20 protein-coding genes and 2 pseudogenes are annotated in these 19107 nt (G+C 63.0%); 12 read left to right on the forward strand and 10 right to left on the reverse strand.

The features are described from left to right. Position 1: 1 nt before the first annotated feature. Genes NKI58_RS27225 through NKI58_RS27260 form a run of 8 tightly spaced genes read left to right on the forward strand, consistent with a single transcriptional unit; the run spans position 2 to position 6359 of the window. Positions 2-535, forward strand: coding sequence for a c-type cytochrome (locus NKI58_RS27225; protein WP_352457837.1), 534 nt, complete (start codon positions 2-4; stop codon positions 533-535). Continuing rightward, a complete protein-coding gene (locus NKI58_RS27230; RefSeq protein WP_352788052.1) occupies positions 532-1680 on the forward strand; it encodes a hypothetical protein in 1149 nt (382 codons plus the stop codon). The genes NKI58_RS27225 and NKI58_RS27230 overlap by 4 nt, the downstream gene beginning before the upstream one ends. Continuing rightward, a complete protein-coding gene (locus NKI58_RS27235) occupies positions 1673-2125 on the forward strand; it encodes a hypothetical protein (RefSeq protein ID WP_023677086.1) in 453 nt (150 codons plus the stop codon). The genes NKI58_RS27230 and NKI58_RS27235 overlap by 8 nt, the downstream gene beginning before the upstream one ends. Continuing rightward, complete coding sequence (locus NKI58_RS27240; RefSeq protein WP_352457816.1) at positions 2122-2871, forward strand: SCO family protein; 750 nt, start codon at positions 2122-2124, stop codon at positions 2869-2871. The genes NKI58_RS27235 and NKI58_RS27240 overlap by 4 nt, the downstream gene beginning before the upstream one ends. Then, positions 2868-3839: a cytochrome c oxidase subunit II gene (gene coxB, locus NKI58_RS27245; protein ID WP_352691334.1), complete on the forward strand. Its 972-nt coding sequence runs from the start codon at positions 2868-2870 to the stop codon at positions 3837-3839. Before NKI58_RS27240 ends, coxB begins: the two co-directional genes overlap by 4 nt. Then, entirely contained in the window at positions 3836-5473 is a 1638-nt protein-coding gene (ctaD, locus tag NKI58_RS27250) for a cytochrome c oxidase subunit I (protein ID WP_352788055.1), read from the forward strand. Before coxB ends, ctaD begins: the two co-directional genes overlap by 4 nt. After that, positions 5470-6108: a cytochrome c oxidase subunit 3 gene (locus NKI58_RS27255; RefSeq protein WP_352788057.1), complete on the forward strand. Its 639-nt coding sequence runs from the start codon at positions 5470-5472 to the stop codon at positions 6106-6108. The genes ctaD and NKI58_RS27255 overlap by 4 nt, the downstream gene beginning before the upstream one ends. Further along, on the forward strand, positions 6105-6359 hold the full coding sequence (locus NKI58_RS27260; RefSeq protein WP_023677081.1) for a cytochrome C oxidase subunit IV family protein: 255 nt from the start codon (positions 6105-6107) through the stop codon (positions 6357-6359). Before NKI58_RS27255 ends, NKI58_RS27260 begins: the two co-directional genes overlap by 4 nt. 47 nt (positions 6360-6406) lie before the next feature. Here the strand turns inward: NKI58_RS27260 and NKI58_RS27265 are convergent, their stop codons facing one another. The 3 genes from NKI58_RS27265 to NKI58_RS27275 all read right to left on the reverse strand — a co-directional run bounded on the left by NKI58_RS27265 (position 6407) and on the right by NKI58_RS27275 (position 9452). Continuing rightward, positions 6407-6694 carry a hypothetical protein gene (locus tag NKI58_RS27265; RefSeq protein ID WP_352577673.1) on the reverse strand — a complete coding sequence of 96 codons (288 nt, stop codon included), beginning with the start codon at positions 6692-6694 and terminating at the stop codon, positions 6407-6409. Between the two features lie 478 nt (positions 6695-7172). Continuing rightward, complete coding sequence (locus tag NKI58_RS27270; protein WP_352788061.1) at positions 7173-8573, reverse strand: phospholipase D family protein; 1401 nt, start codon at positions 8571-8573, stop codon at positions 7173-7175. A gap of 63 nt (positions 8574-8636) precedes the next feature. Then, positions 8637-9452 carry an endonuclease/exonuclease/phosphatase family protein gene (locus tag NKI58_RS27275; protein ID WP_502897026.1) on the reverse strand — a complete coding sequence of 272 codons (816 nt, stop codon included), beginning with the start codon at positions 9450-9452 and terminating at the stop codon, positions 8637-8639. A gap of 182 nt (positions 9453-9634) precedes the next feature. Here NKI58_RS27275 and NKI58_RS27280 point away from each other — a divergent pair, with 182 nt between their 5' ends. Then, positions 9635-10045 (forward strand): DUF427 domain-containing protein, encoded by a 411-nt coding sequence (locus tag NKI58_RS27280; RefSeq protein ID WP_352473066.1) that lies wholly within the window; start codon positions 9635-9637, stop codon positions 10043-10045. A 31-nt stretch (positions 10046-10076) separates the two neighbouring features. Here NKI58_RS27280 and NKI58_RS27285 read toward each other — a convergent pair whose 3' ends face one another. The 4 genes from NKI58_RS27285 to ku all read right to left on the reverse strand — a co-directional run bounded on the left by NKI58_RS27285 (position 10077) and on the right by ku (position 13397). Continuing rightward, positions 10077-10493: an HD domain-containing protein gene (locus NKI58_RS27285; RefSeq protein ID WP_352788067.1), complete on the reverse strand. Its 417-nt coding sequence runs from the start codon at positions 10491-10493 to the stop codon at positions 10077-10079. Between the two features lie 128 nt (positions 10494-10621). Further along, entirely contained in the window at positions 10622-10993 is a 372-nt protein-coding gene (locus NKI58_RS27290) for an avidin/streptavidin family protein (protein WP_352788070.1), read from the reverse strand. 76 nt (positions 10994-11069) lie between these two features. Beyond that, on the reverse strand, positions 11070-12470 hold the full coding sequence (locus tag NKI58_RS27295; RefSeq protein ID WP_352449556.1) for a PAS domain-containing HWE histidine kinase family protein: 1401 nt from the start codon (positions 12468-12470) through the stop codon (positions 11070-11072). A 93-nt stretch (positions 12471-12563) separates the two neighbouring features. Next, positions 12564-13397 carry a non-homologous end joining protein Ku gene (gene ku, locus NKI58_RS27300; RefSeq protein ID WP_352827419.1) on the reverse strand — a complete coding sequence of 278 codons (834 nt, stop codon included), beginning with the start codon at positions 13395-13397 and terminating at the stop codon, positions 12564-12566. A gap of 119 nt (positions 13398-13516) precedes the next feature. Between ku and NKI58_RS27305 the strand changes: the two genes are divergently transcribed. Beyond that, positions 13517-13981, forward strand: a complete 465-nt coding sequence (locus NKI58_RS27305) for an NUDIX hydrolase (RefSeq protein WP_352684389.1) — start codon at positions 13517-13519, stop codon at positions 13979-13981. Positions 13982-14035: 54 nt separating this feature from the next. On the opposite strand, the gene NKI58_RS27310 is transcribed toward NKI58_RS27305, so the two are convergent. Continuing rightward, complete coding sequence (locus NKI58_RS27310; protein WP_023677069.1) at positions 14036-14638, reverse strand: alpha-ketoglutarate-dependent dioxygenase AlkB; 603 nt, start codon at positions 14636-14638, stop codon at positions 14036-14038. Positions 14639-14767: 129 nt separating this feature from the next. Between NKI58_RS27310 and NKI58_RS27315 the strand changes: the two genes are divergently transcribed. Together NKI58_RS27315 and NKI58_RS27320 are read left to right on the forward strand one after the other, a co-directional pair. Then, positions 14768-14983: a KTSC domain-containing protein gene (locus tag NKI58_RS27315; protein ID WP_352788078.1), complete on the forward strand. Its 216-nt coding sequence runs from the start codon at positions 14768-14770 to the stop codon at positions 14981-14983. A gap of 161 nt (positions 14984-15144) precedes the next feature. After that, positions 15145-15300, forward strand: a pseudogene (locus NKI58_RS27320) (histidine kinase); the annotation flags it as partial. A gap of 37 nt (positions 15301-15337) precedes the next feature. On the opposite strand, the gene NKI58_RS27325 reads toward NKI58_RS27320, so the two are convergent. Both NKI58_RS27325 and NKI58_RS27330 read right to left on the reverse strand, forming a co-directional pair. After that, positions 15338-16561 (reverse strand): acetate/propionate family kinase, encoded by a 1224-nt coding sequence (locus tag NKI58_RS27325; protein WP_352853969.1) that lies wholly within the window; start codon positions 16559-16561, stop codon positions 15338-15340. Further along, positions 16519-18929 (reverse strand): annotated as a pseudogene (locus tag NKI58_RS27330) (phosphoketolase family protein). The gene NKI58_RS27325 and the pseudogene NKI58_RS27330 overlap by 43 nt, the downstream one beginning before the upstream one ends. Between the last annotated feature and the right edge of the window lie 178 nt (positions 18930-19107).

Raw genomic sequence — 19107 nt, forward strand, 5'->3', positions numbered from 1 at the left:
CATGCGCACGATCCTGCTGTCGGCAGCCTTGCTGGTCGCCGGCTGCCGGCAGGACATGGAGGACCAGCCGCGCTACGATCCGCTCGAAAGCAGCAACCAATTCGCCGACGGCATGTCGGCGCGGGCGCCGGTCGAGGACACGGTCGCACGCGATGCCGATCTTTCGCCGGTACCCGACACTTTTCCCTATCCGGTCACGATGACGCTGCTGCGGCGAGGCCAGCAACGCTTCGACATCTTCTGTTCGCCTTGCCACGGCCGCGCCGGCGACGGCCACGGCATGATCGTCGAGCGGGGCTTTCCGGCGCCGCCGACCTATCACCAGGACGCGTTGCGCAAGGCGAGCGACAGGCATTTCTACGACGTCATCAGCAACGGCTATGGCGCCATGTATTCCTACGCGGCGCGTGTCCCGCCTGCCGACCGCTGGGCGATCGTCGCCTATATCCGCGCCCTGCAATATTCGCGCGATGCACCAATTGCCGAGCTGCCGGAAAGCCTCCGCGCCGAGCTCAATGCGGAGCCGGATCGATGATGCGGGCGATGATGCGGCTTGCCGCCGAACGTTTGATTCTGCCGGCGCTTGCCGTGGCCGCCGTCGGATTTGTGCTTTGCGCCACGGGATTGGCCTTCGACTTCAGAGCCACATTGGCCGGCTGGCTGCCTGCGGCGCTCTTCCTGCTCGGCCTGCCGCTCGGGGCGCTGACCATCCTGATCGTGCATGGGCTGACCGGCGGCCGCTGGGGCGAGGCAATCCGCCAGCCGCTGCGCGCTCTCGTCGCGACGCTGCCGCTGGCGCTGCTTCTGCTGCTGCCGGTTCTGCTCAGGCTCGACCTGGTCTTTCCCTGGGCGAGTGCCGACGCGGCTGCATTGCCCGAGACGGTGCGCCAGAAATTCTCTTATCTGAACGTTCCGTTCTTTTTGCTGCGCTTTGCCGCCTGCGCCGCGATCTGGCTGGTGGTGGCGTGGCGCGTGCTTGACTGGACAACGACCGATAGCGGCCGTGGCAGCGCCGGCCGCGGCAAGGCCTATGCCGCTGGATTGATTGCGCATGGGCTGGCGGTCACGATCTTTGCCATCGATTGGATGCTCTCGCTTGAGCCGGAGTTCTCCTCGACCATCTATGCGCTGCTGGAAGCGTCCGCCGAAGTCGTTGGCGCTTACGCCCTGGCGATGACGGTACTGTGCGTGAACCGCTCGATCGAGGTCATGCCGGGCGGCGAGGAGGATGTCGCGCTCGGCGAGGATTTGGCCAACATGCTGTTCGGCTTCGTGTTGCTCTGGACTTACCTGTCGTTCATGCAATGGCTGGTGACCTGGGGCGGCGACCTGCCGAACGAGATCCGTTGGTACCTCATCCGCAGCAGCAATGGCTGGCAGTATCTGCTCTGGCTGCTGATTGCGCTGCAATTCGCGGTCCCCTTTGCCGGGCTGCTCAGCCGGGATCTGAAGCGCAGCCATGCCGGCCTGCTGTCGATCTGCGGCATCGTGCTGGCCGGCCACTACGTCGATGTCCTGTGGCGGATCAGACCGCCGTTGGCGGACGGTAATGTGATCGCATTCTGGTACGATCTTGCCGCGCTGGCAGGAGCTGGCGGCCTCTGGCTTGCGCTGCTGCTTTTCGCGCTTGGCCGGCCGGACCGGATCGCCCTCTGGTGCCGGAGGCCGGTCCATGGCTAGGGCAGCCCGCCATCCCGAAACGCGCGACGTCTGGCCGGGCGCGCTGCTTGCCTTCGCGGCCGGCCTGCTGCTGCTCCTGGCCGCAACAGTCATCGTCCTCGGGCTCGTCTTCGACACCAGGCCGTTCGGGCCGCTGCCGGGGCCATCATCGGTCGGCAACCGGGCCAGTCCAGCCTTGCAGCGCTTTCCAGAAGACGACCTCGCTGCCTTCCGCAAGGCGGAGGAGCAGGAGCTGAACAAGGTCGGCTGGGTCGACCGCACCGCCGGCATTGCCCGCATTCCGATCGAGGACGCCATGTGGGCGATCGTCAGCCATGGTTTGCCGAACTGGGGGCAGCCGGCGCCGGCCGCCGGCGCCGACTGCCGATTGGTCGAGGCCGAGATACCACGCGCGCCACAGGCCGCGCGCTGCCGGACCGCGCCAGGCCAGGGAGGCCGGCCGTGAAGGCCTGGCTAACCGCTTTTTCCCTTCTCGCGGCACTGCCGGCCATGGCTTTCGCACGCCCGGCCTTCGATCCCGAGATCGGCGCGCAGCTCAGCCTCGACCGGGTGTTTCGCGATGCGTCCGGCGAGCAGCGCACGATCGGCCAAATGCTTGCCGGCCGGCCGGCGCTGCTGATTTTCGGCTACGACAAATGCCCGAACCTTTGTGGTGTGACCCAACAGGCGGTCGCCTCGGATTTGAAAAAGACCTCGCTCGACCCCGACACCTATCGCGCTTTGTTCGTCTCGATCGATGCCGCCGACACGCCCGAAGATGCGGGCGATGCGCAAGCCACGGTCGCCGCGGCGGCCGACGCGAGGAACCTGTCGGCGTGGCGGTTCCTGACCAGTGCCGACGGCGCCGGCGGCGCCCTTGCCGCGGAAGCCGGCATCAGTTTCGACACCCGCGCCAGGATCGACCAATTCGCCCATCCGATCGCGGTCATCGCGCTGACGCCAAAAGGCCGGATAGCGCAGGTGCTGCCGGCGCTGAGCTTCACGCCGCGCGATCTTGAGCTTGCCCTTGTCGAGGCATCTTCCGGCAGGCTCGGCTCGATCGCCGATCATGTCTTCCTGCTCTGCGCCGGCTTCGATGCGTCCAAGGGGCGATATACGCCGGCGATCTGGGCTGCGTTGAAGCTCGCCAGCATCGTGATGGTGGTGGGGTTGGCGACGGCCATACTGCTGGCGCGCGGGAGGCGGGCGTGAGCTTCGGCATCCGGTTTTTCCCGCAGGAAGCCTCGTCCATCGCAGGCAGCGTCGATGCCTTGTTCTACACATTGCTGGCTTTCGCACTCGCGCTCGGCCTGTTCCTGACCGTTCTCGTTGTCGGCTACGCCGTCAAATACCGTATCGGCTCCGCAGCCGACCGTACAGGGGCGCGTGCCCGCAGCCTGCCGCTGGAGATGACGTGGACCATTGCCAGCCTGGTGATGGCCTTCATCTTCTTCGGCTGGGGCGCAGTCCTTTTTGTCCGGCGCGACCGTCCGCCACCGGACGCCGTCGAGATCGCCGGCCTCGGCAAGCAATGGATGTGGGAATTCCGCCATCCCGGCGGCCAGCGCGAGATCAACGAGCTGCACGTGCCGGTCGGCAAGGCGGTGGTGGTGTCGCTGGCATCACAGGACGTCATCCACTCCTTCTACGTGCCAGCCTTTCGGGTCAAGCAGGATGCCGTTCCCGGACGCACGGCCAATGTCTGGTTCATCGCCACGCAGCCGGGGCGTTATCACCTGTTCTGCGCCGAATATTGCGGCACGCAGCATTCCGAGATGGGCGGCTGGGTGACGGTGCTGGCGCCGGAGCAATATGCATCATGGCTCGGCAGTCAAGGTGAAGGCGAAAGCCTTGCCACGAGCGGCGGGAAACTGTTCCGCGCGCTCGGCTGCTCCGGCTGTCACGGCAATTCCAGCAAGGTGCGGGCGCCCGGCCTCGATGGGGTTTTCGGCCAGCCGGTGGCGTTGGCCAACCGGCAGACGGTCATCGCCGACGAACGCTATCTGCGCGATTCGATCCTTGTCCCGAACAAGGAAATCGCCGCCGGCTACCAGCCGGTGATGCCGAGCTTCGACGGTCTCGTTGACGAAGCCGAACTGCAGATGCTGATGGCCTATCTCAAATCCCTTTCGCTCCAATCTCCCTCGTTCCCGGCGGCAAAAAACGAGGCGCCGCAATGAGCAGCGATTTGGCGTCGGCAAACTATCTCGCAGAAGGTGCCGGGCCGCGCTCCTGGCTGCTGACAACCGACCACAAACGGGTGGCGTGGCTCTATTTCGTCTCGCTGACGGCCTTCTTCTTCCTCGGCGGAACCTTTGCCGTGCTGATGCGCATCGAGCTTGCGAGTCCGGCCGGTGACCTGGTCTCCGACGATGTCTACAACCGGCTGTTTTCGCTGCACGGCATCATCATGGTGTGGTTCTTCCTGGTGCCGTCGATCCCGGCAACGCTCGGCAATTTCCTGCTGCCGCTGATGATCGGCGCGCGCGACCTCGCCTTTCCCCGGCTCAACCTGGCAAGCTGGTACGTCTTCATGTTCGGCAGCCTGTTCGCGCTCGCCTCGGTGGTTTTGGGCGGCGTCGACACCGGCTGGACCTTCTACACGCCGCTGTCGACGTTCTATGCCAACGGGTTTGTCTCGACCGCGGCATTCGGCGTTTTCATCGTCGGCTTTTCGACGATCATGACCGGCATCAATTTCATCGTCACCGTCCACACCTTGCGAGCGCCTGGCCTCACCTGGTTCCGGCTGCCGATCTTCGTCTGGACGCTGTACGCCACCAGCCTGGTGATGGTGCTGGCGACGCCGGTGCTTGCAGCATCGCTGATCCTCATCGTGCTGGAGCGCGTCTTCGGCATCGGCATCTTCAATCCCGACCTCGGCGGCGATCCGCTGCTGTTCCAGCATCTGTTCTGGTTCTACTCGCACCCCGCCGTCTACATCATGATCCTGCCAGGCATGGGAGTGGTCTCGGAAGTGCTGCCTTGCTTTAGCCGCCGGCCGCTGTTCGGCTACAAGGCCGTCGCCCTGGCTTCGATGGCGATCGCCGTCTTCGGCTTTCTCGTCTGGGGCCACCACATGTTCGTCAGCGGGCAGTCGGCCTATGCCGGCGTGGTGTTTTCGTTCCTGTCCTTCTGCGTCGCGATCCCATCGGCGATAAAGGTCTTCAACTGGAGCCTGACGCTGCGCAAGGGCGAAATCAGCTTCGAGACGCCGATGCTTTATGCGCTGTTCTTCCTGGCATTGTTCACCTTCGGCGGGCTGGCCGGCCTTTTCCTTGCCGCGCTCGCCATCGACGTCCACGTTCACGACACCTATTTCGTCGTCGCCCATTTCCACTACATCATGGTAGGCGGCATGGTGACCGCCTACATGGCAGGGCTGCATTTCTGGTGGCCGAAACTCACCGGCCGAATGTATTCGGAGGTTTGGGGCCGTATAGCCGCGGCTGTGACCTTCATCGGCTTCAACCTGACCTTTTTTCCGCAATATGTGCTCGGCTTTCTGGGCATGCCGCGGCGCTACCATACCTATCCGCCGGAATTCGCTTTCTGGCACATCCTGTCGTCGGCTGGCGCCGTGGTGCTGGCGATTGGCTATCTGATGCCGCTCCTCTACTTGGCATGGTCGCTGTTTCGAGGCGCGCAGGCGCCGGCCAATCCGTGGCGAGCGACCGGGTTGGAATGGCAAACAAGCTCGCCGCCGCCAGCGCATAATTTCGATCGCATGCCGACCGTCACCAGACCAGCCTACGACTATCCGATGAAAGGCCTGACCGAGAAACGGTCGGACCCGGTGGAGGATCTGGTTTGAAGTCACCAACGACAAGCATCGCCTTCGACCGGCCGGCTCGCGAAACGGCAGCCGACAGCTTCGCCATGTGGGTGTTCATCGGCTCCGAGGTGATGCTGTTCGGCGCCATCCTGCTCGTCTTCATGTTTGCCCGGTTGAGTTATGGCGACGCCTTCGCCGGCGCGGCGAAGCATCTGTCGCTGCCGTTGGGCACGGCCAACACCGTCGTCCTGATCACCAGCAGTTTCGCTATGGCGCTCGCCCATATGTACACGGCCGCGCGGCGATGGCGCGCCGCTGGCTGGGCATTGGCTGCGACGGCGCTGCTCGGCGTCGTCTTCCTGGCGATCAAGGCGACGGAGTACGCCAGGGAATTCAGCGAAGGGCTGGCGCCGGTGCTCGGCGCACCTTTCATCTATAAGGGCCCGGATACTGTTCATGCCGAATTCTTCTTCGGCCTCTATTTCGCGATGACGTCACTGTACGCCTTGCATCTGATTTGCGGCGTAATCGTCATCGGCGGCATCCTCGCGCTGTGGCCACGCACGATCGAGGCCAGCCGGTTCCGGCGCGTGCAGGCAATCGGCCTCTATTGGCATTTCGTCGATATCGTCTGGGTCTTCCTGTTCCCCGTCCTCTATCTGATCAACAGATGAGCGAGTTCCGCAAACTCACGCTTGCTTATATCGGGCTTTTAGCCTTGCTGGCCCTGACCGTCGGCTCGTCCTTCCTCGCGCTCGGCGGCTTCAATTCGGCACTCAATCTGGTGATCGCCGCGGCCAAGACCGCCGTCATCGCCATCCTGTTCATGCATCTGGCCAGCGACGGCGTCCTGCCGCGTCTTGCGGTCGCTGCTGCCGGGTTTTGGCTGATGATCCTGTTCGGGCTGACGCTGATCGGACAATAGGCCGAAGCGGCGCACCTCGTGATGCCTTGCCTGCGCTCGGACCGGCCTTACAGGGCCGGCATTTGCTCGGCCGCCGACGTAGAAATCTTTTGGCCATGGCCGTTGAGTTGCCTGGCCTCGTCCTCGGCTGCGTCTTCGAGCTTGGCGACGAGCAGATCCTTGAGGTCGCCAACCTCTTCCTCGATGTCTTCGATGGGTACGCCGGCATCGGCCGCCTCTTCCTTGCATTCCCTGGCGAGGATTTCCGCCTCCCTTTCAAGCTTGATCGGAGGCGGCGGCACATGAACGTTTTCGTGGATCCAGTCCTGCAAGAATTCTATCGCACTGTCGCTCATGGCGCTCACCTATAGCGGCAACCCTGTAGTGCACATTAACGTACGTGTTGCAAAATGGATGCTTGGCAACGCCGGATTTCGGGTAGCGATACTTGACGATAGCGTGATCGCTTAGGAACTGGAGCTTCTGCAGCCAAATGGAATCACTTGGCGTCGCGGAATTGCGTCTAACCAGACAGTTGGAGCGGGATCTAATTTGAAAGCATCCCGCCTAAGACGTGTTGCGCCGACGCGCCGGTGTTGCTCGATTCGGATCGCTTGTCGGCCGACCATCGTCATCGGCAGCAGCCGGTCGTGTCGGCCGCTCAGCGGCGCGGTCGGCGCGCATTTTGCGTTTATGCGCCATCCAGAACGGCAAGAGCTCGGCAAGAAAACTGCATATCGTGGTCTTCATCGGCATGCTCCGGACAACGGTTACAACTCGTGGTCCCGCATTTCCGTTCCGACAAAGAGTTGCGTTCCGACAAATCCGTCGCTTCTATAATTGCGATTCGATCGGCAGGCAGCCAACCAACGCTGCAACGATACGCCGATAGAGACTGGCCTCCGGTTCACGCGAACATTGCCGCATCTCGCCATCCGCGATGCCGAGCCACCGCACGGCGCCTTTGTCCAGGACCAGTTGATAGCTCGTCTGCGGCGACTTTTCGTGCTCGAACAGCCGGCGCAACTCCATCACCAGATTGGCATCGTGGAAAAGCACGCCCATTTCCGCATTCAACGACACCGAACGCGGATCGAAATTGAAGGAACCGACAAACCCGAGCGTATCGTCGACCGTGAAGGCCTTGGTATGGAGGCTGGCTCCCTTTGAGCCGAAAACGGAGATGTTGGCCTGGCGGTTGAAGGGTTGCAATTCGAAAAGCTGGATACCTTTTTTAAGCAGCTTGCGGCGGTATTTGGCGTAAGCGCCGTGCACTGCGGCGACGTCCGTCGCGGCGAGCGAGTTGGTCAGGATTGCAACCTCGGCGCCACGGTCCACCAGCTTCGACAGGATGGCCAACCCGGTGCGGCCGGGGATGAAATAGGGCGAGACGATTTCGAGCCGCTGTCTGGTCGCCGCGATAGCGGGAAGCAGCTCCTTGGTCAGCCAGTTCCTGCGCCGCTTGCCGCGCACCTTTTCCGGCGGATCGGAAATGACGCGAACGCCTTTCGTCCAGCAGACCTCGTTATGCGCCGCAATGAACTCCGTGATCGTGCGCCAGGCACTGAGGCTGTTCAAAAGCTGGCCGTCCATCGACGCATCGAGATTATCGAGGAAATCGGCGCGCGAGCCCACCGCAGCCGGGTTGAGCAGCTGGATCGGCTTTGCCGCCTCGCAATTCCAGAACGCCTCGAAGATCTGCATCGTCTGCCCAACGGCAGGACCGAGAAGCAACAGGTCGAGATCACGGAAATTTGTCTCCGCGGCGTCGAAATAGGCATCGCCGATATTTCTTCCTCCGACGATGGCCAGGCTCCCGTCGGCGATCCAGGCCTTGTTGTGCATGCGGCGGGTCATCGCAAACAGCCGGGCGACCATCTCCAGCGAGCGAAAGATGCTGCCGTTCCTCATGCCGCTGGGGTTGAACAGCCTCAGCTCGATGTTCTTGTAGCTGTTGAGCGCCAGGTAAGCGGCGTCGCTGTTGCGCGGATTTATATCGTCCAGCAGCATGCGGACGCGGACACCGCGCGCCGCCGCCTTGACGACCTCCTGCATCAGCAGCCGGCCGCTATGGTCGTCGTGCCAGAGATAGTACATCAGGTCGAGGCTGCTGGTGGCACTGCGCGCGGCAAGGATTCGTGCGGCAAACGCGTCATAATTGTCGGCGATCAGCAGCAGCCCGCTATTGCCGGCAGCGATCTTGTCCCGGGCAAACCGCGAAATGGCTGTATCCATAAAGTGCACCGACAAACATCAGCGAAGCAAACCGTCTGAAATCTGACTAACAACCCTTCAGGTTCATTCTGGTTGCAGTCGCGGCTGCCGTATCGCGTCCAGGTTCAGCCGGGCCTTGATGGGCAGATGATCGGAAGCCCGCTGCGCCAGCGGCGTCTTGTGCACCTCGATGCTGGAAATCAGGTGCGGCGGCCTGGCCAGGATGCGGTCGAGCGCAAACAGCGGAAAGCGCGACGGAAAGCTCGGCAGAACCGCATCGATCGGACCGAAATGCGGCAGCAGGGCCAGCAGCGAAGACCTGTTGCGGACCCGCCATTCGTTGAGGTCGCCAAGCAGGATTGTTGGCCGCAGAACCGGGTGCGTGGCTTCGACAAGTGCGTTGGCTTGCTGCGAGCGCGAGCGCCGCAGCAAGCCGAAATGCGCGGCTATGATCCTAAGCGAGACGCCCTTCAGCTCCAGGTCCGCGATGACCGCGCCGCGCGGCTCCAGGCCGGGCAGCCGGATCTGGTTCACGCTTTCGACCACGCCTCGGCGTGCCAGGATCAGATTTCCGTGCCAGCCATGGCTGCGGCGGTTTTCCGGGACATGGGTGGGGACGAGGTCGCTGTCCCGCTCGAGCGCCGCGAGATCCAGCAATCCCTGCCTGCTTCCGGTTCTTTCGTCGGCCTCCTGCAAAGCAATGATATCGGCATCGAGTTCCTTGACCACGGCTGCGACCCGCTCCGGATCGAACCTGCCGTCGGTGCCGACGCATTTATGCACATTGTAGGATGCGACCGTAGTGCATGAAATTTCATTGCCGGGTGCCGCAAACCGCGGCACTTCCCTTCGCAGCGCAGCGCCAAGCGACCTTGGGAGGGTAGGCGATCGATCCAGCATGTGGTCCATTTGCTGTTGAGTCGGCGAGTGGCGGCCATTGCGAGTATGGCGCGTGCGGAGGTCTGAAACAACGACGACCTTGCAAAACCGTTCCACCACCCGGCCTCGGCGCGCCCGCGGTCTGGAACCCTGACGGGCAACAACACGTTTCGGGAAGGCAGCGCAGTCAACGGAGAAGTCGAATGCAGTCCTTAGCCGCAGATTCCGCCCCCCGCCCAGGCCCGCTCAGGATTGTCCCGTTTGATGGAACCGTGACCGTCCGGTTCTCCGATGCCATTATTGCGTCGAGCGAGCGGGCAAAGGTGCTCTATGAAGACGGCCATGATCCTGTTTTCTACATACCCTTCGAGGACATCTATTTCGACCTCTTGGAGAAGACGAACACGACGAGCCACGGCCCGCTGAAGGGCACGGCAAGCTATTGGCGTGTTCATGCGGTCGGTTCGTCGGCAGAAGACTTCATGTGGGCCTACGAGACGCCCGACACCCCGGCATTGGCGATCGCCCGCCATGGTGCGTTCGATCCCGGCAGGGCGCGGATCGACGCCGATCCCGCGGAAGACAAGCGGCACACGCCGCACGTCACCGAGTAGACCCACATCGGCGACAGCCGCCAGCTGTCCGTCAGCTCGCGAACTCTTCCCTGAGAATGCGCAGGCCGTCTTCGTATTTCGCTGTCGAGGCACCGATCTGCCGTGCCTGCCATAGATTGTCGGCGAGATCGGCGCGCTTGACCGGCAATGCCAGCGGGTTGGCCGCAGCCCTGCGAACGAACGCGGCATCGCCCTCGTTCGGCCGCCGCGTCATGGCGTCGACGGCAGACACGATGGACGGCCCGAACCCGGCCGCCTCAAGCCGGTCGCGGTTCCAGCCGTCGCCTTTTTCGATGACGTCGTGAAGATAGGCGATGGCTTTCTGGTCGAGCGTTTCGACGGCATCGACGACCCGGCGACAATGTTCGATATAAGGCCGCCCTGTCTTGTCCGTCTGCCCGGCATGAGCCTGTTCGGCGATTTTCGCTGCGCGATAAAGCACGCTCATTGGGTCGACCCCGTAACGAACAGCGCATGTCCTGGCTAACGCGCCATCGTCAGCGCGAGTTCCGATGCACCGCGGGAACCCTGCTGCCTCACTTGCGAGCTGAATGCCGCGGCGGCGGGCCCGACACGTCAGGAGACGCGTTCAAAACTGTCGAGGCTGGTTCCAAAGGCGCGCCAGGCGGGCAGTTTCCTGGCTCGGGCCGGGGCACCTTCCTTTTCCGCCGACAAAGCGGCATCCGCAACGGTGTGCCACAGCATCTCCAGCTTCCCGTTCCTGAGGATGCCGGTATAGCTCACCGCCGCGGCTCCGACCCGCCCTTCGGCCGCGCAGGCGAAGCCGATGACGTCTCCATGGCAGGCTCCGAACAGCGGCACGGTCATGCCGAAGAAGGCGCTGTCCTCCAGCGCCGTCCTGAAGGTTCCGCTGATCCGTCCGCCCTCTTCGCTGGTCAGTTCGACGACCGACCCGTACTGATTCCGCCAGGTGCCCAGCCAACTCATCGCTGCTCCTCCTGATTGCTACCAAAGGGATTGCGTTGCCACACGGCCGCCAAGCCGCGGCCGGTGTAGCGGGCCTTCAATCAGCCGCGATGCCAGCCATCGACATCTGAACGAAGCGCAGCGGCGCTTCCAGCGTCCAGGTGATGCCGTGCCTGGCGAATTCCAGGCGGCCGGTGCCGCTGAGCGCCTGCGGCGTGACGCGTTTGAGCACAACCGTTCCGAAACCGCGTCGCGTGTTTTCATCCACCAATGGTCCGTCCAGTTCCCGCCAGACAAGGCGGAAGCCGTCGCTGCCATCGGCGGCTGGGGTCACGGTCCATTCGACCTCGACCCGTCCGTCATGGTGCGACAGCGCTCCGTGTTTTACCGAATTGGTGGCCAGCTCGTGAAAGGCAATGCCGAGATATTGCACCGCGTTCGGCTGCAGCATGATCGTCGGCCCGCTCATCGACAGACGGGCCTGTGTCGCGAAGGCCTTGGTCTGTGCATGGATCAATTCGCCGATGGTCGCGCCACGCCATTCCGCATCGACCAGGAGGTCGTGCGATTCCGAAAGGGCCATGATGCGTTCCCGGACCCGTGAAAGGAAGGCCTCTGGCGTACCCGCCAGCTTGCTGGTCTCGCGGATCATCGAGACGATCACCGAATACTGGTTTTTAACGCGATGGTTGACTTCGCGCATGAGTGTGCGGATGCGCCGTTCGCTTTCCTTGTGGGGGCTGATGTCGCGCGCGATCTTGGAGGCGCCGATGATACGCCCGATGCCGTCGCGTATCGGCGAGATGGTGAGCGAAACCGGAACCAGGGTGCCGTCCTTGCGCTGCCGGATAGTCTCGTATGAAGGAATCCGTTCGCCGGCGCGAATGCGGCTGATGATCATGGCTTCCTCGTCCAGATGGTCGGGCGGGATGAGGATCGTCACCGGGCGCCCGATCGCCTCGGCGGGCGTATAGCCGAACAGGCGTTGTGCCGCGTCGTTCCAGCTGGTGATAATGCCGTTCAGGTCTTTGGACACGATGGCGTCCATCGAGGATTCGACGATGGCGGCGAGCCTTATGCCGGCGTCGTCGGCCAGCGTCTGCACGCGCAGGTCGAGCAGGGTGTTGATGGCGCCGACAACCTCGCCGGCTTCATTGCGAAGCAGGACCGGATGCGCACTGAACGGGATGAGTTGGCCGTCCGGCCGCTCGGCGATGGCTCGGCCCCCACGAACGTCCCGCTCCTCGAGCAAGGCAACGGCCATTGGACACTCGTCATGCGTCATCGGTCGCCCGTCGAGGTGGCGAAGCTTCCATGACCCGCACCAGCGATCCTGGCCGATAACCGGACGATATCCCCATAGATCGGCAGCGGCTTCGTTGAAGAAGGTGATGTAGCCTTGTTTGTCGGTGGTGTAGACGGCCACAGGCAACGCCTGCATCAGATCGGCGGAGGAAACTTGCGGGATCCCGCCAGTCCTTAGTTCAACGACGTCCACCAGTCCCCCGCTCCGCTTGGCTTGCCGACGGATTGCTACGTCATCTAAATGCGCGCGAGCGTTTTCGGTTCCGTTCGATCCGCTTTCGGACATTCAGGCTGATTTGCGTTTCGGGGCCGTTCTCGGCTTTTTGCTGGGAGCCTTGCCGCCTTCCTGCGCCAGGCTTTTGCGCAGAACATCGGCGAGATTGATGACGTTCGTCTTGGGCTCAGGTGCCGGCTTGGGCGGTTTCTTGCCCTTGCGCTTGGCCTCGATCATTGCAACCAGCGCCTTTTCATAAGTATCGTCGAACTCCGACGGGTCGAATTTGGCGGGCTTCTTGTCGATCAGCAATTGCGCGATTTCCAGCATCTCGGGATCGACCTTGCGAGCCTTCAGCCCTTCGAACACCGCGTCCGCCGCGACCACTTCATTGTGGTTGCGTAATTCCGTCATCAGCATGCCCTTGCCCAGTGGCTGGATCAGCACCTCTCGGCCTCGCTGGTACAGCACGACGCAGGAGCGGGCTGCTACCTTTTTCCTGGCCATGGCGTCCCGGATCACCGCGAAAGCCTCCGTGGAGGGCGCGTCGGCCGGAACGAGATAGTAGGGTTTTTCGAGGTAGCGTGCATCGATTTCGGCGGCAGGCACGAACTCGCCGATCTCGAGCGTATGCTGCGATACCATCTTCAGTTTCTTGATTTCGTCCGGCTCTATATGGATGAACTCACCCTTTTCGACCTCATAGCCTTTTACCTGCTCCGCCGCCTCGACCGTGTCGCCGGTCTCCTCGTCTAGATAGGCGCTCTTGACCGGGAGACCGTCCTTGCGGTTCAGGATCCTGAAATGCACTTTCTCGGCCTCGCTGATGGCACCGATGATCTTGACGCCACAGGAAACCGATCCGACTTTCATAAAGCCCTTCCAGGCAGCTCGCGGCGTCGCCATGTCGATCACTCATTTGTCGAACGGACGGAACGGCTGCGCGCGGAAATCGTTCCGCCGTGGCAGGCTGCTCCACATGCCGGCCCGGACGTTTGTTTCATTTTCGTCAGGGGAATAGCGGAATGGCCCAACGCAGCGCAGGATTGCTCATCTTTCGCCGAAGGGAAGGACATCTCCAGGTCTTGCTGGTGCATCCGGGCGGCCCATTCTGGGCGAAGAAGGACGACGGCGCATGGTCGATCCCGAAGGGCTTGGTCGACGAGAACGAGGACGAGCTGGCGGCAGCAAAACGCGAGGCCGAAGAGGAACTCGGCCTTGCCATCGACGGGGATTTCGAAAGCCTTGGCAGCTACAGGCAGCCGGGCGGCAAGCTCGTCATCGCATGGTGCGTCGAGACGGATTTCGACAGCGACGCCATCAGCAGCAACACCTTCGTCATGGAATGGCCGCCAAGGTCCGGCTCGATGAAGGAATTTGCCGAAGTCGACAAAGCGGGCTGGTTCTCCCTGCCTGAAGCCAACCTCAAGATCCTGAAAGGCCAGCGCGCCATGTTGGCGGACTTTGCCGGCCGGCATGGCGACGGATGAATTTGTTTCAGCCCAGTTCTTAGGGCAGTGCTCGGGCTTCCTCACCGCTCTGCTTTAAGCGCGTTGCGGCCGCAGCGTGCGCAACGTGATCGAATAGCGGTGCTCCGCAACCGGCGGAATGCTGTGCTCCCATTCGCTGCGCGCGGCGCCCGTCATCAGATAGGCCGATCTTGGCTCGACGGTGACCGTCTTGCGGTCCCATCGCGTGCCGTTTTTCCGCCGCAGGCGAAAGCTGCAGGCGGCCAGCAGGGAAACACCGGCGACGGCCTCGAAATGAGGCTTGTCGCGGTGCCAGCCGATACCGGCGCCCGGCCGGTACTCGTTGATCAGCACCTGCACGAAGGTCTCGGCGGGCAGGCGGGCGAAGGCTGCAACCTTTTCCCTGAGCGGCAGCAGAAAGCCGGGTATCGGCGGTGCCTCGACGACTTCGCGCCGGTCGTAATCATAACGCAGCCCAAAACCGACCACCCGCCGGTTTGCCAGATGGCCGTGAAAGTCGAAGGCCTGAAAAGGCAGGCTTGCGAGCTGGCTCGCCAACGCTGCTTCTTCGTCCGGCGTGATCAGTTCGGGCCGGTAGCGGAATCCTTCCGGCAGGTCGTCGGCGGCGGCAAAGAGATCGCCCTGGCGGGCTGCAGCCGATGTCTTGGGCGATGGCATCAACCGTATTTGGTGAAGCCGGCCCGTAGCGGCAAGGCTGCTTCGGTAGCAAGGAACCTCGCTCTCCGTGCAGGGTTATTCACATGACGATATGGAATGGAGCACTGCCGAGCATTGGACCTGTCGAGGATGCCTTCAACTGCGATCAGAAGCATCGATTACCAACCGGCGACGAGGATCCTCTCCGTATGGTTCGCCCCGAGCGGAAACCGCTATGATTACGAGGACGTGCCGCCGCAGGTCCACGCGGCATTCCGCAAAGCCTCGTCAAAGGGCCGGTTCTTCAACGAGCATATTCGCGACCGGTACAAATACCATCTGGTCGAGCAGAGCCATTCGAGCTGAGCCTTCAGCCGCTTCTCAACCACGATCTCGGCTCTCCGCCATGCCTGGCCGCGTGGTGGCAATGAGCGGACTTCGCAGTTGGCGAGCGACCTAATATTGATCATGGTCCCACCCAAAACATTGAAAGCTTGGAATGTCCGCCGAAGCCGAAAAAACCGAGCGAAGGCGAGACCTGGCCGAAACCCGGCAAGCTCGGAGCACTGATCGCTCAATCGCTGACCGAAAATGCCAAAGCCCGGTTCGAGGTGGATTCTGCCCCCGGCAAAGGAACGCGGGTGACCATCGTGTTCAACAGATCGGCCGCCCTCGCGACGTAGCCGGTCGAGCAAGCGCCGCCATTCGAGGCCATCCGCCTCAGCCGGGCCCCTCCATCACCTTGCGCGTGTGGCGGGCGATGACACCTTCTTCGTCGGTCGCCACGACGCGGACTTCCACCTTGCTCTCCGCCTGGCTCATCAGCGCGGCATGAGAGCGGTTGGCGGCCTCGTCGATCGCCACGCCAAGCCAGCCAAGCCTGTCGCAAATCGCTTTACGGGCCGTGGCCGAGTGCTCGCCGATGCCGGCGGTGAACACCAGGCATTCGAGGCCACCCAGCGTGTTGGCGAGGGCGGCAACTTCCCTGCCGGCGCGGAAGGCGAAAAGCTCCAGCGCTTCGCGCGCCCGGCGGTCGTCGCTGGCCTCCAGCGAGCGCATGTCGCCGGAAATACCGGACACGCCGAGCAGCCCGGATTCCTCATAGAGCATGTGCTGCAGCGCCTCTCCCGAAAAGCCTCTTTCCAGCAGCAGGTACAAAAGCACGCCCGGATCGATGGCGCCACAGCGCGTGCCCATGACCAGGCCGTCAAGCGCCGAAAAGCCCATCGTCGTATCGACGCTGCGCCCGGCGCGCATGGCGCACAGGCTCGCCCCGTTGCCGAGATGGGCGACGATGGTTCTTTTCGCCGCCAGATCGGGCGATATCTGCTTGAGCCGGCCGGCGACATATTCGTAGGAAAGCCCGTGAAAGCCGTAGCGGTGGATGCCGTCTGCCTCATAGCGGCGCGGCAGCGCGAAACGGCTGACCAGAGGCTCGATGGTCCGATGGAAGGCGGTGTCGAAGCATCCGACCTGCGGCAGGTCGGGCCGCAACGCGGCAAGCGCCCGGATCGGCGCGAGGCTGCGCGGGTGGTGCAGTGGCGCAAGCGGCGTCAGCCTGTCGAGAGCCTCGACAATTGTCGGCGTCAGGCGGACAGGTTCGACGAAGTCGCGGCCGCCATGGACGATGCGATGGCCGGCGGTGATGAGTTTCCTTCCGCCAAGTTCGTTCTCGATCCATTGCAGCATCTGGCCGATGCCTAAATCGGGCGATGCGTCTGCTGCAAGTGGCCGATCGCACTGCACCGCCCCATCGGCGGCTTTTGCGGTCAGCCTTGGCGCATCGCCCAAATCCAGCGAACCGCGCGAGGCAAGATCCAGCTCGGCGGACACTCCAAGATCGTAAAGCCCGAACTTGATGCTGGAAGAGCCGGCATTCAGCGCGAGGATCGATCGTCGCATCAATCGCCGGCCCTCGTCGCGCCGTCCTGCGGCCAGGACCATTTCTGGATCTCGGGCATGTCCTCGCCATGTTCGCGGACATAGGCCGTGTGCTCAGCCAATTCCCGTGCAACGCCGCGGCAAGATCCTTCGCCCGCTCGGCCAGCCCCGGCACACGCGCGATCGCGGCGAGCGCCAGATGATAGCGGTCGAGCTGGTTGACCACCACCATATCGAACGGCGTCGTCGTCGTGCCTTCCTCGCGAAAGCCGTGCACATGCATGTTGTCGTGGTTGGCGCGCCGGTAAGTCAGACGGTGAATGAGATAGGGATAGCCGTGATAGGCGAAGATGACCGGCTTGGCCCTGGTGAACAGCGCGTCGAACCTGTCATCGGCAAAGCCATGCGGATGCTCGGAATTCGACTGCAAAATCATCAGGTCGACGACATTGACGACGCGGATATTCAGGTCCGGAATGCCCGAGCGCAGGATATCGGCTGCAGCCAGCGTCTCCAGCGTCGGCACGTCGCCGGCGCAGGCCAGGACCACATCCGGATCTTCGTCCTTGGCAACCGTCCCGGCCCATTCCCAGATGCCGGCGCCGGCCTTGCAGTGTGCTTCCGCGTCTTCGGCGGACAGCCATTGCGGCGCCGGCTGCTTGCCGGCGACGATGACGTTGATGCGGTTGTAGGTTTTCAGGCAATGGTCGGTGATCCACAGCAGCGTGTTGGCGTCGGGCGGGAAATAGAGCCTGACCGTGTCGGCCTTCTTGTTGGCGACGAAATCGGCAAAGCCCGGGTCCTGATGGCTGAAGCCGTTGTGATCCTGTCGCCAGACATGCGAGGTCAGCAGGTAGTTGAGCGAGGCGATCGGCTTGCGCCAGGCAAGTTCGCCGGAGGTCTTCAGCCATTTGGCGTGCTGGTTGACCATGGAATCGACGATGTGGACGAACGCCTCGTAGCACGAGAACAGGCCGTGGCGGCCGGTCAGCAGATAGCCCTCCAGCCAGCCTTGGCAAAGATGCTCGCTGAGCACTTCCATGACGCGGCCGTCGCGGGAAAGATGGACGTCGTAAGGCTCGATCCGCTCCATCCAGATCCGATCCGTGACCTCGAACACGTCGTCCAGGCGGTTGGAGGACGTCTCGTCGGGTCCCATCAGCCGGAAATTCCTGGCCTCGGCGTTCAAGCGGATCACATCGCGAAGATAGCTCCCCACGGTCCGCGTCGCCTCCCCGACAGTGCCGCCCGGACGCGGTACGTCGAGCGCCAGGCCTTTCCAGTCGGGAAGCACGAGGTCTTGTTTCAGCAGGCCGCCATTGGCGTAGGGTATTGCACCCATGCGTCTTGACCCTGTGGGTGCCAGCGCCGCGAGCTCCGCCAGGAGATGCCCGCCTTCGTCGAACAGCGTCTTCGGTTCGTAGCTGCGCATCCAGTCTTCGAGGATCTGCCGGTGCGCCGCGTCGCCGCGTGCATTCGACACCGGCACCTGGTGCGAACGCCAGAAATCCTCGACCTTCTTGCCGTCGACCTCTTTCGGCCCGGTCCAGCCCTTTGGGCTGCGCAGCACGATCAACGGCCACAGCGGCCGCTCTCCCTTCCAGCCCGCGGCTCGTGCGGGCTCCTGGATGGAGTGGATCCGGCCGAGCACGGTATCGAGCGTGCGGGCCATCTCCCGATGCATCGGGGCAGGCTCATGGCCTTCCACGAAAAAGGTTTCGTAGCCATAGCCGAGGAACAGGCTGCGCAACGCCTCGTCTTCCATGCGGCCGAGGATGGTCGGGCTGGCGATCTTGTAGCCGTTGAGATGCAGGATCGGCAGGACGGCACCGTCGGATGCAGGGTTCAGGTACTTGTTGGAATGCCAGGCCGCGGCGAGCGGGCCGGTCTCGGCTTCGCCGTCGCCGACGACGCAGGCAACCACAAGGTTCGGATTGTCGAAGGCGGCGCCGAAGGCATGGACCAGCGCATAGCCGAGCTCTCCGCCTTCGTGGATCGAGCCGGGTGTCTCCGGAGCCGCGTGGCTCGGCACTCCGCCGGGAAACGAGAACTGCCGGAACAGCTTTCGCAGGCCGTCTTCGTCCCCGCCGACCTCGGGATAGATTTCGCTGTAGGTGCCCTCGAGCCAGCTGTTCGCGACCATTGCCGGGCCGCCGTGACCCGGGCCGCAGATGAACAGGACATCGAGACCACGTTCACGGATAATCCGGTTTAAATGCACATAGATGAAATTGAGGCCGGGCGTCGTGCCCCAATGGCCGAGCAGCCGCGGCTTGATGTGCTCGGGCCGCAAGGGCTCGCGCAAGAGCGGATTGTCGAGCAGGTAGATCTGGCCAACCGAGATGTAGTTCGCGGCGCGCCAGTAGCGGTCCATCAGATCGATCTGGTCAAGGCCGGTCGTGTGCGCAGCGGTGCGGACCTCGTCGTTCATGGAAATGCCTCCGGAATACCCTCGTCCGTCGTTATCTGGAGTGGCGTCGCGTCGGAGAAAGGATTTGCCTTGAAATAAGTTTGGGCGGCGTGGCTAGCGATTGCCGATCCTGCAACCCGCCTCGCCGGACAAAAGCGGGTCGGTCTTTTGGGGAACCTCGGGGCTTGCCAACGGTTAG

Origin of the sequence: Mesorhizobium sp. M0522, assembly GCF_040321085.1 — a bacterium.
GTDB lineage: Bacteria > Pseudomonadota > Alphaproteobacteria > Rhizobiales > Rhizobiaceae > Mesorhizobium.